Origin of the sequence: Vibrio sp. CAU 1672 (genome assembly GCF_029223195.1) — a bacterium.
Classification (GTDB): domain Bacteria; phylum Pseudomonadota; class Gammaproteobacteria; order Enterobacterales; family Vibrionaceae; genus Vibrio.
Window position 1 is genome coordinate 57,072 of sequence record NZ_JARHUF010000011.1, and the last position, 12,690, is coordinate 69,761.

Annotated in this window: 10 protein-coding genes; 6 read left to right on the forward strand and 4 right to left on the reverse strand. The window is 50.3% G+C overall.

Annotation, left to right across the window (positions count from 1 at the left end):
• Positions 1 to 17: 17 nt before the first annotated feature.
• On the reverse strand, positions 18 to 1,280 hold the full coding sequence (locus P2G85_RS12025; protein ID WP_275864323.1) for an HD domain-containing phosphohydrolase: 1,263 nt from the start codon (positions 1,278 to 1,280) through the stop codon (positions 18 to 20).
• A gap of 171 nt (positions 1,281 to 1,451) precedes the next feature.
• Between P2G85_RS12025 and glpK the strand changes: the two genes are divergently transcribed.
• The 3 genes from glpK to P2G85_RS12040 all read left to right on the forward strand — a co-directional run bounded on the left by glpK (position 1,452) and on the right by P2G85_RS12040 (position 5,696).
• Positions 1,452 to 2,972, forward strand: coding sequence for a glycerol kinase GlpK (gene glpK / locus P2G85_RS12030; protein WP_275864324.1), 1,521 nt, complete (start codon positions 1,452 to 1,454; stop codon positions 2,970 to 2,972).
• A gap of 86 nt (positions 2,973 to 3,058) precedes the next feature.
• A complete protein-coding gene (gene glpD / locus P2G85_RS12035) occupies positions 3,059 to 4,618 on the forward strand; it encodes a glycerol-3-phosphate dehydrogenase (protein WP_275864325.1) in 1,560 nt (519 codons plus the stop codon).
• A gap of 139 nt (positions 4,619 to 4,757) precedes the next feature.
• On the forward strand, positions 4,758 to 5,696 hold the full coding sequence (locus P2G85_RS12040) for a CorA family divalent cation transporter (RefSeq protein ID WP_275864326.1): 939 nt from the start codon (positions 4,758 to 4,760) through the stop codon (positions 5,694 to 5,696).
• A 57-nt stretch (positions 5,697 to 5,753) separates the two neighbouring features.
• Here P2G85_RS12040 and P2G85_RS12045 read toward each other — a convergent pair whose 3' ends face one another.
• Positions 5,754 to 6,938 carry an NnrS family protein gene (locus P2G85_RS12045; RefSeq protein WP_275864327.1) on the reverse strand — a complete coding sequence of 395 codons (1,185 nt, stop codon included), beginning with the start codon at positions 6,936 to 6,938 and terminating at the stop codon, positions 5,754 to 5,756.
• A 199-nt stretch (positions 6,939 to 7,137) separates the two neighbouring features.
• Between P2G85_RS12045 and P2G85_RS12050 the strand changes: the two genes are divergently transcribed.
• Positions 7,138 to 7,704: a gamma-glutamylcyclotransferase family protein gene (locus P2G85_RS12050; protein WP_275864385.1), complete on the forward strand. Its 567-nt coding sequence runs from the start codon at positions 7,138 to 7,140 to the stop codon at positions 7,702 to 7,704.
• 149 nt (positions 7,705 to 7,853) lie between these two features.
• Here P2G85_RS12050 and P2G85_RS12055 read toward each other — a convergent pair whose 3' ends face one another.
• The gene (locus tag P2G85_RS12055; RefSeq protein WP_275864328.1) at positions 7,854 to 9,455 is read right to left on the reverse strand and encodes a methyl-accepting chemotaxis protein; all 1,602 of its coding nucleotides are present in this window, start codon (positions 9,453 to 9,455) and stop codon (positions 7,854 to 7,856) included.
• A 346-nt stretch (positions 9,456 to 9,801) separates the two neighbouring features.
• Between P2G85_RS12055 and ebgR the strand changes: the two genes are divergently transcribed.
• Positions 9,802 to 10,788 carry a transcriptional regulator EbgR gene (gene ebgR / locus P2G85_RS12060; RefSeq protein WP_275864329.1) on the forward strand — a complete coding sequence of 329 codons (987 nt, stop codon included), beginning with the start codon at positions 9,802 to 9,804 and terminating at the stop codon, positions 10,786 to 10,788.
• Positions 10,785 to 11,618, forward strand: a complete 834-nt coding sequence (locus P2G85_RS12065; protein WP_275864330.1) for an SGNH/GDSL hydrolase family protein — start codon at positions 10,785 to 10,787, stop codon at positions 11,616 to 11,618. Before ebgR ends, P2G85_RS12065 begins: the two co-directional genes overlap by 4 nt.
• 109 nt (positions 11,619 to 11,727) lie before the next feature.
• Here the strand turns inward: P2G85_RS12065 and P2G85_RS12070 are convergent, their stop codons facing one another.
• Entirely contained in the window at positions 11,728 to 12,669 is a 942-nt protein-coding gene (locus P2G85_RS12070) for a LysR family transcriptional regulator (RefSeq protein ID WP_275864386.1), read from the reverse strand.
• Positions 12,670 to 12,690 lie beyond the last annotated feature (21 nt).

A 12,690-nucleotide genomic window follows, 5' to 3' on the forward strand; every position in this document is an offset into this window, starting at 1 on the left:
GGCTTTTTCTCTCAGTATCACTCGACATCAATAAAGTAAGTCGTCTGCGATGACGGGTTCAGATAGTGGTATTGGTCGAGGGTTAACTCATCCGCATCCAATACTTTCGCAATACTCAAATCAAAATCAGAAATATTAATGATCGCGGCCTCATCACGCGGCACATGTTGGTCGTAAACCAAAACGTATGGGTTCAAACGAGAGGCGTCGTTGGTTGAGATCACCACGCCGATTTGACGATCAGAAAGCTCGACAATCGTACCCGGGGGATAAACCCCGACAACACTAATCAGCGCCATCATATCTTTAACGTCATACAGCTCTCGACACTCATGGTAAAGATAAGTTAATGCCTTATGCGGGCTGTACTGGCTATGAGCACCATTACAAAGATTGTCATAAGTATTCGCCAAAATGAGCACTCGCGATAACGGATTAATCTGCGCTTCTGCCAGCCCTTTAGGATAGCCTGAGCCATCATTCCGTTCATGATGCTGACCAATCACCTTTAGTGCCGCATCGGGAAAGCTAGGGATCTTGGCACCAATTTTAAGGCTCTTATCAAGATGTGAGCAAAGCCGTTGCTGGTCATCCTCATCCAGCGGCGCAGGCTTGGACAACAGACTTAAAGGCAGCTTGATTTTACCAATGTCATGATACAAAGCAGCAAAAGCCACTAACTGACATTGCTTAGGGGTAAACCCTTTAGCCTGACCTATCAACACCGATAACAACGAAACATTTAAAGAGTGGCAATGCAGCCTGTCATAACCGGCAGCATCGTTCATTAAATGGATAGTGCTGTTACCTTCTTTATTTACGTTCTTATAAATACCACTGACAATCGACAGTGACTTGCTGATGCTGGGATTCTTGGCCAGCTGATCCTGATCAAAGATGTCCTGGACATCGTTAAGGGTATTAGCGAACGCCTGCTTAGAACGGTGGATACGATCTTCGATCGCAGCTAACTGATTATGGCTGTCTTTCTTCTTTGACCACAGCTCCGCGAGCACTTCTTTACTCACCAGTTCGGTATCACTCTCAACATTCGGCTCTGGCATCCGCTCGCAACCTGGCTGCTCAGCAGGCTCATCGTGAACATCACTCTTGAGGGGATTGATGGTTACGCTCTTCAGCCCTAAATGCTTAATGATTCTCAGCTGCTCATCATTCTTAATTTTAAATGAATTGAGTAAGAAGGGGTGCTGCCCCCATTTTAACGGGAGGCAGACATAGTGGCCGATCCGTAATTGTTCTACTTCAAGTCTGACTTTCATGTTGGTTTCGCATCAAGAATCTAAAAAAAAGCACTTCCCTATCAACAGGGTTAAATACTACCTTTATTAGGTACTTATCTCACTCCTTTTACGTTCCCTACTGCTCCTTTTAATAGGCTAGGCAAACTAAACTATTGAAATACAATTTGATATAACAAGAAAGACAACAGTATGAAAAGTAACTCCAAATACATCATTGCTCTCGATCAAGGCACCACCAGCTCTCGTGCTGTGATTCTGGATCACGATGCTAACATCGTCGGTGTCGCCCAACGCGAATTCAGCCAGATTTATCCCCAGGCTGGCTGGGTGGAACACGATCCAATGGAGATCTGGGCAAGCCAAAGCTCGACGTTGGTTGAAGTACTGGCTAAATCCGGTATCCGCAGCGACCAGTTAGCCGCCATCGGCATCACCAACCAACGTGAAACCACCATTGTGTGGGACAAAGAAACCGGCAAGCCGGTTTACAACGCCATTGTCTGGCAATGTCGCCGAACGGCAGAGATCTGCGAAGAGCTAAAGCGTCGCGGCTTAACCGAGTATGTCCGCGAAAACACCGGCCTGGTGCTTGACCCTTATTTCTCCGGCAGCAAAATCAAATGGATTCTGGATAACGTCGATGGCGCGCGGGAACGGGCAGAAGCCGGTAAGCTGTTGTTTGGCACCGTCGACACCTGGCTGGTGTGGAAGATGACCGAGGGCCGGGTGCACGTCACCGACTACACCAACGCATCGCGCACCATGCTGTTTAATATCAATGAACTGTGTTGGGATAAGAAGATGCTGAGTGAACTAGGCATTCCGGCCTCAATGATGCCAGAGGTGAAACGCTCATCGGAAATCTACGGCCAGACCAACCTCGGCGGTAAAGGCGGCACCCGTATTCCGATCGCCGGCATTGCCGGGGATCAACAAGCGGCCCTTTTTGGCCAGATGTGTGTCGAAGCCGGCCAGGCGAAAAACACCTATGGCACCGGTTGCTTCTTGCTGATGAACACCGGCCAAGAAAAAGTCACCTCACAAAATGGTTTACTGACTACCCTCGCCTGCGGCCCGAAAGGTGAGCCAGCTTACGCTCTGGAAGGCGCAGTGTTTATGGGCGGCGCTTCGATCCAATGGCTGCGTGACGAACTGAAGATCCTGCCTGGCGCAGAAGATTCTGAATATTTCGCCACCAAAGTCGATTCCTCGAACGGTGTTTACATTGTACCTGCCTTTACCGGCCTTGGCGCACCATACTGGGATGCTTACGCCCGCGGTACCATTGTCGGCCTGACACGTGGCATAAATGCCAACCATATTATCCGGGCGACGTTGGAAAGTATTGCCTACCAGACCCGCGACGTACTGGATGCGATGCAGGCTGATTCGGGGATCAAGCTGGCCAACCTGCGGGTAGACGGCGGCGCGGTAGCTAACAACTTCCTGATGCAGTTCCAGTCTGATGTGCTGAACACCGAAGTTCACCGGCCGAAAATAACGGAAGTCACCTCACTCGGAGCGGCCTACCTGGCGGGTTTAGCGGTCGGATACTGGGACAGCATTGACGAACTGCAGGACAAAGCGGTACTGGATCGCACCTTCGTTCCCCATGATGACGAGGAGAAACGCAACCGTCGTTACAAGGGCTGGAAGCGCGCGGTGAAATGTACCCATGCATGGTCTGAACTGCATGATGACGATGACTAACCTGAGCAAATGGGCTTATAACCGAAACTCACGCTAGAATTTCTATATGCACCCAGCCCCCATTCGCTCATCAAGAGGTCAGATTTATGAGTATTCATCACAACACGGCGACTACCGACTCATCCAGAGCCTTAGACGTGATCATCATTGGGGGCGGCATTAACGGCGCAGGCATCGCTGCCGATGCTGCAGGGCGTGGATTAACCGTGGGGTTGTATGAAGCCGGTGATTTTGCCTCCGCCACCTCATCCGCCAGCTCGAAACTGATACATGGCGGATTACGTTACCTTGAGCATTATGAGTTTCGTCTGGTTTCGGAAGCGCTCGCCGAACGAGAAGTGCTACTGCGCAAAGCCCCTCATATTGCCAGGGCGATGCGCTTTCGTTTGCCTCATCGCCCGTTCCTGCGCCCGGCGTGGATGATCCGCTGCGGTTTGTTCCTCTACGATCATCTGGCTAAACGCACCACCTTGCCGGCCAGCACAACCGTCAATCTGACTCTGTCTGGCCAGCTGAAACCAGAAATGAAAATCGGCTTTGAATACTCCGATTGCTGGATCGATGATGCCCGTTTGGTGCTGCTCAATATACTGGCAGCAAAAGAGCACGGCGCGGAAGTGCGCAACTACTGCCGGGTAGAGCACGCCCGTCGTGACGGTGAGCACTGGCACGTCACCCTCCATGATGTCACCACCAATCAACGTTTCGAGCGCAAAGCAAAAGCGCTGGTCAATGCCGCCGGACCATGGGTCAAACAGTTCTTTGACCAAGGACTGGAGCAGACTTCACCAAGAAACATTCGTTTAATCAAAGGCTCGCACATTGTGGTCGACCGTATCCATACCGAGCCACACGCGTACATTCTGCAAAACAAGGACAAACGCATTGTCTTCGTGATCCCGTATCTGGATAAGTTCTCGCTCATCGGCACCACCGATGTCGAATACCGGGAGGATCCACGGCAAGTGGCTATTTCCGATGACGAGATCGATTACCTTATCGATATCGTCAACCAGCACTTTGTCCGTCAACTGAACCGCGAAGATGTGGTGTGGACCTACAGTGGAGTCCGGCCTCTGTGTGATGATGAGTCAGACTCACCCCAAGCGATCACCCGCGACTACACGCTGGAGCTGGATGCACAAAACTCTCAGGCCCCGCTGTTGTCCGTATTTGGCGGCAAACTGACCACCTACCGCAAACTGGGCGAAGCTGCGATGAAGCAACTGGCTCCGTTTCTTCCCGGCATGGGCAAAGACTGGACAGCCAACCACCCTCTGCCGGGCGGCAACTTCAGTGGCAGCTGTGAACAGTTAGCCAGACAGATCCACACCACCTACCGCTGGATCCCCGAGATGCTGCTGGCACGGTATGTGAGCCAGTTTGGTACCCAGACCTGGGATTTACTCAGCGGCGCGTCCGGTGAAGACGATCTCGGCCACTGCTTTTCAGCCCAGGCCGGAGGGGTGTACCAGCGAGAAATTGATTACCTGATTCACCACGAAATGGCCCAGACCGATGAGGATATCCTGTGGCGCCGGACCAAGCTGGGCCTTTACCTGAGCGAAAGTGAGCAACAGAACCTGACAGAATACCTCAAACAGAAACTGCAACACAAAATCGTCAGCCTGTCACAGGTCTGTTAGCCTGGCCTGCCAATCACAGACATTTTTTGTTTATCCCGCCAAAGCTCTTCAGCCGCGGCACCACGATTGCGCGAGCTACGAACTACAATGGCAGCAGACTCATTTTAAAAGCGATCTCACTCATGATAAGGACAGCCCTATGAGTTTTATGATTGAACACTGGGATTTTTCAACCCCGGTCGCCACTCAACAAGCCACCACCACAGGCAAAATAGCGACCGATCACTGGTATCACTGCGAACGATTACATCCGGACATACGTCGCTGGCTAGAGCACAACCAAGTGCCGCCCGCCACTATTGACCAGTTACTCGCCGACGAGACCCGCCCGTCATTTCACCAACTGGATAACCAGGATTTCATGCTGATCCTACGCGCGGTCAACATGAACGAGAACGCCACCCCGGAAGACATGCTCAGTATTCGCATTCTCTATTATCAAGGGGCTCTGATCTCGACACGAAAAATCCAGTCACGCGCCATTTTAGAAATTCGCCAGGCCTTAGCGAAACAAAAAGGGCCGAAAAACATCACCAGTTTGCTCAACCAGATCATCGAAGGGCTGAACGGAAAAATTGACCTCTACCTCGACACCATCGAAGAGACGCTCAATCAGTTTGATGTGAGCAATGAATCGACCTACAAGCACATTACTGCGCAAAAAGCGCTGATCTCAGTTAAGCGTTTTATTCGCCCGCAGCAGTATGCTATCCGCGATTTATTAGAATCAGAATCGCCATTGGTCACCGCCAGACCCCACCAGTACCGCTTCGCCCATAACAACATCGTCCGGATCAACGAAACCATTGACTTCTATCTGGGTGAGGTGGCGTTATTCCAGGAAGAGATAAAACTCGACAGAGACGATAAAACCAATAAAAACAGCTACCTGTTTACTTTGGTGGCCACCATCTTTTTACCGACCAGTTTTTTGACCGGACTGCTGGGCATCAATATTGGTGGCATGCCGGGGGTCGAATCCTCAATGGCGTTTACCTGGTTCTGCGTCGCCCTGGTGGTGATCTTTGGTGGAGAATGGCTGTTACTCAAACGCTTGGGGCTGCTCAATAAACACTAATCAAACCATAGATGAAAGGGGACTAGGTAGCCCCTTTCATCACCCGAGCAGATAAATCTAACCTGGATGGCCGTCTACCCGCGGCGTGATCAACATCCAGCCAAATTGGCAGACAAACAGACCAAAGGCGCTTATCCACAGCCCTCCACTGATGTTGATCCACAGCATCATGTTGGCCGGTTCAACGATCACACCCAGGCTGCGCACCAGTGCCGCTACGATCACGGCAGCAAACGCCGGGCTCATATTTGGCCCCTGGTAGATCATCCGTCCGGTATGCCCCATGGTCACGCGGGCGATCATCGCCAGAATCAACCCGCCGAGCGCACCAATCGCAAACAGGTGGAGCAGGTTATGGCTGGCAAACGCGTTCCCCCAAACCGCGCGTAGAATCAGACTCAGTGGTAAACACAGGTACGCCGCATGGAGAGACCAAACCAACGGCTCACTCAAGGTTAACCAGGGCTTCCAGCGCAAAAAGCGCACCAGCTGAGCGCTACCGGCAAACAACATCAACGGATGTCCAAGCTCAGCAAACGTAACCGGGAAGAAGCTCAGCATGAACAGCATCACCAGAGGTAAGTTCGCCAGCCAGTCTAACCACACTAATGGCTGCGCCTTGTCAGCATTAAACCGCCTGGCAGTAAAAAACGGGATCACCCGCCCGCCCATGACCGACAACAGCAAAGTGAACCACCACAACATGGCTTGCCATACCGCGGAAGAGGTAAAAGGTGGCATACCTTTGATCGTGGCATAACTGGCAAAATTGGCCACGATAGCCAGCAGGAACAGCGGAACAAAAAACAGGTTCCGCCAGCCTTTGCTGCGATACACACGGCTGCCCACCTCATTGGCAACCAGTAACAGAAACAGCGCTTCGATACTGCTGGTGACCCATAGTGGCACCGCTGTCCAAAGCAAAATTCGCGGGGCGAGCCACAAGCCAAACAACACCAATAACCGGTAGTGTTTGGTGCCGTTAATCCCTGTCCAGTTTTGTACCGCCGTCAGCACAAACCCCACAACAATCGCCATTGAAAAGCCAAACAGCATTTCATGAACATGCCACCACAGGGCCGGCACGCGGAGTGCATCAGGCTGGCCGGTTTGAAACATCCACACCCACACCGCGACGGCAACGATGGCATAAAGTGAACCAAACAAGAAAAACGGCCGGAATCCCAAGCGCAGCCATGCGGGAATTTTTTCTTCCACTTTTTTGTCGGTGATATTCAGCATTGTAAGGCCCTCATACTGCTTGCGAAGTGGATTAAGTATTCAGAGGGAGAAAGCTTATCATAAACATGCATTAAATATACATGTTATAACTTAAGACTATCCTTTAGGGGTAAACCGTATCCAGCGGGCGTTACTCTGGTTACGATGTTTAGGTATAATTATGTTCAATCCAATCGGCGAAGGAAGGAAAACACTACCGATGTATATTTTCGGCTACGGTAGCCTGATCAACTCGGCCTCACGTAAGTTAACCGGGCAAACAGGGCAGGCTATTCCTGTGATTGTTAATGGACTGGTACGCCACTGGAGTAAGGTCGACGACAGCTACAGCTTATCACCATTAGTGGTCACTGAAGGAGAAGGACAAGTCAACGGCGTTTTACTCGAAGTGGATGAGCACACCTTAGCTGAATTTGACCGCCGTGAGCGGGGCTATCAGCGCATTGCGCTTCGTCCGGAGCAAATAACAGCCAGCAATTTGTTTAATCCCGATCACGCTATCTGGGTTTACGTGACAGACAACCCGCAACCGCCATGCATGCTCAGCCCAATCATGCAAAGCTATGTGGATACCGTGTTAGCCGGTTGCCTGGAAGTGTCACAAGATTTTGCCGAACATTTTGTCCGCCATACCCGCGGCTGGCACTATCCGAAACAGGATGATCGCCACCAGCCCAAATATGGCAACCTCGCCGGGGTACAGGATCACCACTATGCGTTAATTGATGCCTTGATACCAGATGCTCTGATACCAAAAGGAACCTGACGACTCCGCTCTGGCGGCTGAGACTCTGAGCATAGCGGCGGGAGATATCATAAGCCTTTGTTTGGCATAGCAGTAAATCTGGCTGATACCGCGATACAAAAGCAGAATAACCGTCTTCTGCCCGTAACCTGCCCTCCGACAGCCCGCGACTAAAGCTGAAAGCGCGTCATACGCTGATCCAGCTGGCGCGATAATTCAGCCAGGGTTTCGCTCTCTTCCGCCAATAAGTTAGCGGCCTGAGACATTTCTACGGCTGATTCATTGATGCCGCTCACATTGCGGTTCATCTCTTCCGCCACAGCACTTTGCTCTTCTGCGGCAGTCGCAATTTGCGTTGCTTTATCACTGACATTATGAATATGATCAACGATCAATTGTAGATCTTCTCCCGCATGTTCCGCTCTGTCGACGCTGCTTTGTGCCAATGTCTGACTTTTCTGCATCGCCTCAACGGCTGAAACCGCCAACTGCTGAAGTTTATTGATCGTGGTTTGGATTTCATCGGTCGACTGATGGGTACGCCCGGCAAGATTTCTGACTTCATCGGCCACCACCGCAAATCCTTTGCCCTGCTCACCGGCCCGGGCGGCTTCAATGGCGGCATTCAGTGCCAGCAAATTGGTTTGCTCAGAAATACTGCTGATTACGTCGGTAAACTCACTGATTTGCATCACGCCCTCTTTGAGTTTAGCGACCTGCCCGTTGGCAACTTCCAGCTCTGTAGAAAGGGATTTAATACTGTCGACACTGGAGTGAACATCTTTATCCCCCAGATTCGCCTCTTTGGTAGCATCAAGCGTATCACGGGCAGTATCCTCGGCATGTCCCGCCACATCGGCAACGGTGGCACTCATTTGATTCATCGCGGTAGCCAACTGGGTCAGTTGATCGCGCTGGCTCAACACCGCCTGGCTGGTTTCTTCCGCCGAAGAGGCTATACGCACCGCGGCATCCGCCACTTCTGATGCCGATTGCACCGACTCAAATAAGGCATCTCTTACTGCTCCGATACTCTGGTTGATATCACCTGCCAAACGACCAAACTCATCCTTACCCTGTACTTCAATTTTTGCGGTCAGATCCCCCGCCGCGACCTGCTTCATACTGTGGCGAATTGCTTGCAATGGACCAATCACCGCTCGACTGATCAACATGCCAAGTACACTCATTACCACAGCAACCGCCAAGGTAGCTAAACCCATTTTCAGGATCTGTTGGTTGACGGCAGTTTCAATATCATCCAGCAACATCCCTGCGCCAATGATCCATCCCCACGGGGCAAAACCATGAACAACTGAAAGCTTATCTGCAGGCTGGCCCAGGCTATTCTGCCATGGATAAGTCACCGCCCCATTTCCACCAGCACGACCCATATCAACCATAGAGAACCAGAACTGACCATCAGAGCCATTTCCCATCTGTTGGCCAACCAGCTCAGGTCTAATCGGATGCACAACGGTATAACGATTTTCATCAATAACAAACAGATAGTTACCTTGGTCAAATCGTGCAGCAGCGATCAACGCCTTAGCCTGGAGCTGTGCCTGGTGCTTGTCTTGCGTCTGACTGAGAGACTCAACCTGAGAAAGCACCGAGTCAACCACCGCATTCAAGCGAGCATGGCGTTCCGCGATCAGGTTATTCTTGAGTGTGTTAACCGAAATGAACAGTAACAGTAAAAAACCGGCAATACCGACCGCCACAATCATTGCCAGCTTATGACTGACTCTCATATTTCTTAGCTTCAACATGACGTACCTACCCCGACAGATATTTCTGACTTACATTGTTAAGGCTGATAATTTCTTTATATTTATCATTCGTTTTAATAGCATGGCCGAGAAACAACGCTTTGCCACCGGCAAAAGTGAGTTTGTTAACCGGATCACCAAAAAATAAGCAACAACACACACACTTTAGATATCCGTAGGTAGTTAGGATGGCAATACTCAGCCTGAGTATTCTGCCGGAAACGAGCATAACTCAGTGTCGCCGTTCGCGCTGTTAACATTTGAGCATCCATAAGCAACTGTTTACAATAACCGGATTACTCCTTTCTCACTGAGACAGTGAGCCTTGCCAACAGGAAGTGCAACAATGGCAACTTTAAAAGACATCGCCAGCAAAGCCGGCGTGTCACTTGCGACGGTCTCACGCGTTCTCAATAATGACCCGACACTGAGCGTAAAAGCTGCAACCAAACAACAAATTTTCGCCATTGCCAAGCAGCTCGAGTATCGCACCAGCAGCGCAAAGAAGGCCGGTAAGGATAATGCGCTTCGGCACCATTTTTTGGCTTTGTATCACTACAAACAACAAGCCGAAGTGAACGAGCCACACTACTTGTCGATTCGCCATGGCATTGAAGCCCAATGTGACAAACTTGGTGTAGCTCTCACCCACTGCTACAACCGCGAACTTGATATCGAAACGCAAAAGATCACCGGTGTACTTTTGGTTGGCAACATCGAGGAAGCCACCATCAGCAGGCTGCCGAAACGCTTAGCTAACCGCATCGTCCGGATAGGCTTTTCTGATCATCAATGCCCTTACGATAGCGTTGATATTGATCTACGGCATATCAGTCAGCAAGTGGTGGATTTCTTTATTCGCCAAGGTTATCAGCGTATCGGTTTTATTGGTGGGCAGGATGAACTGAACAACACTATTATGCGTGAACATGCGTTTGTAGAATACGGCAGCCTGAAAGGCCTGATATCTGAAGATGACATCTTTCGCGGCGATTTTTCCAGCTTATCCGGTTACGAGTTAGCTAAAAACATGCTGGAAAAAGGCGATTACCCGAAAGCGCTGTTTATTGCTTCTGATTCCATCGCCATTGGCGTACTGCGTGCTATCCATGAGTTCGGGCTTAGTATTCCGCAAGACATTGCACTGATCAGTGTTAATGACATTCCAACCGCACGTTTTACCTGCCCGCCTTTGTCTACAGTACGGATTCATTCTGAAATGCTGGGCATCCAGGGGGTAAACCTATTACTCGAGAAGCACCGTGATAACCGGGAAATCCCCTTGCATATATACGTGCCGAGCCAACTAAAATTACGTGGTACCACAACATGAACGCAGAACAACTCCTCAAAGAGCTTAAAGAAAACCACTGCCTGGATTTGGTAAAAATTTACCAAGCCAATCCTGGCTGCCATTTTTATGATCTCATTGAACAGCTTTACCACCTGCGTCAGCAACATGGCCTGAGCACGCGGATTTCACCATTAGTCACCGAAATTGAATCACTCACCAGCAGCCTTAACCGTGATGACATCACCCGCGAGCAGTTTGACCACCTTGCGTATACTCTCGATTTCAACCAGCGAACGCACAAAATGAGCCGTTATATTCAAGCAACAGATAACCACACCACATTTGCTCAACAGGTCGACGTGGTCATGTTTGGAGACTCCATCACCGAATGGGGGCCATGGCATGACGCCCTGCCGTTCCTGACCTTAGCTAACCGCGGTTTGGCAGGCGATACCACCGCAGGCATGCGGCAAAGACTCAGTACCACCAAGGTTTGCAAACCTAAGTTAGTTTGTGTCATGGCGGGTATTAACGATCTGGCACAAGGCCGATGTGTTGATGATATTTTTAACGACTACCAGGAGCTTATCCACTACTGGCGCAGTCATGATATCAGTGTGTGGGTGCAATCGACCCTTTATGTAGGTAAACGCCTCGCCACGCTCAACCCGCAAGTCGCTCAGCTGAACCAAAAACTGCACGAGTTGTGTGAGCAGCAAGCGATCCGTTTTATCGATCTCAACCAAACACTGTGCCCGCAAGGCTGTTTGCCACTCGAGTGTAGCTGTGATGATTTACACCTGAACTCCTACGCATACGGACAATGGCTAAAGGTGCTGGTGCCTTTGCTAAAGCAAAGGTTCAGCTAACAACAGTTCAGTTAACCACAATTCAGTTAACAACCACCGCGAGTCAGAACGGACGCGCTCAACAGATACTGTGTTACCAGCCGTCATGCTGGCGGGTATCTGCCTTAACTCATACTGCAGTAATCGCTTGTGCTACCAGCTTGCGCAGCCAAATACCTTTTTCTTCGTTATTGCGGCTACTGTGCCACAGCATAGCGATATCAAAATCTGCCACCGTAATTGGTGGCACAACGGTAACAAGCTCATCGCAAAAACCTTCTGCCAACGCCATTTTCTCCGGCACAATCGCAATCAAATCACGCTGTTTAAGCAAGCTACGAATAGTGAGAAAATTGCGTGAAGCCACCGTCACCTTACGTTGTAAACCGAGCTCGGCAAGTATTTGGTCTACCTGTGTCTTTAAGCTTCCGTCAGGGCTGACCAGGGCCTGTTCAACCTCGGCAAAGGCAGTAATCGACAGCTGCGGTTCCCCTTGTAATACGCGCTTATCACACAAACACACGTGCTTTTCGGTGTAAAGGTACTGACGCTCAAAATCATCAACAACAACCGGCATGCTGCCTATAATGACATCCAGCTTGTCCTGCTCGGCTAACATCACATAGTTGCTGCGATTGACGTTAATAAAACTGATCTGGGCTTGTGGTGCCTGCTTGCGGATCTCATCATACAGCAGTGGTGCAAAAATAAATTCAGCGTAGTCAGTTAACCCGATTCGGCACACACCCGCGTAGCTTTGCGGCTGAAAAGCAGATTTAGTCAGCAGATCCCGGGTTATAGTATCGAGTAACCGGTGTACCGTTGGAGCAATAATGTGCGCGTGTTCGGTAGGGACCATTCTGTGCCCTTTGCGCTCAAACAGTGGATCATCAAATAACTGACGCAGACGCGCCAGGCTGTGGCTCATCGCCGACTGGCTGACGAAACTCTTTTCTGCCGCCAGGCTGACGCTGCGGTAACGATACAAATACGAGAAAGTCACCAACAGATTTAAGTCAATATTGCGCCATTGAATGTCGTCGTTCACCTGACCATCCTCATCCCATTTAATTCATAGATATAATTAAAACTA

Bases quoted from the DNA above. Each gene is read 5' to 3' on its own strand.
- P2G85_RS12025 (WP_275864323.1), bottom strand. From the start codon at position 1,280: ATGAAAGTCAGACTTGAAGTAGAACAATTACGGATCGGCCACTATGTC.
- glpK (WP_275864324.1), top strand. From the start codon at position 1,452: ATGAAAAGTAACTCCAAATACATCATTGCTCTCGATCAAGGCACCACC.
- glpD (WP_275864325.1), top strand. From the start codon at position 3,059: ATGAGTATTCATCACAACACGGCGACTACCGACTCATCCAGAGCCTTA.
- P2G85_RS12040 (WP_275864326.1), top strand. From the start codon at position 4,758: ATGAGTTTTATGATTGAACACTGGGATTTTTCAACCCCGGTCGCCACT.
- P2G85_RS12045 (WP_275864327.1), bottom strand. From the start codon at position 6,938: ATGCTGAATATCACCGACAAAAAAGTGGAAGAAAAAATTCCCGCATGG.
- P2G85_RS12050 (WP_275864385.1), top strand. From the start codon at position 7,138: ATGTATATTTTCGGCTACGGTAGCCTGATCAACTCGGCCTCACGTAAG.
- P2G85_RS12055 (WP_275864328.1), bottom strand. From the start codon at position 9,455: ATGTTGAAGCTAAGAAATATGAGAGTCAGTCATAAGCTGGCAATGATT.
- ebgR (WP_275864329.1), top strand. From the start codon at position 9,802: ATGGCAACTTTAAAAGACATCGCCAGCAAAGCCGGCGTGTCACTTGCG.
- P2G85_RS12065 (WP_275864330.1), top strand. From the start codon at position 10,785: ATGAACGCAGAACAACTCCTCAAAGAGCTTAAAGAAAACCACTGCCTG.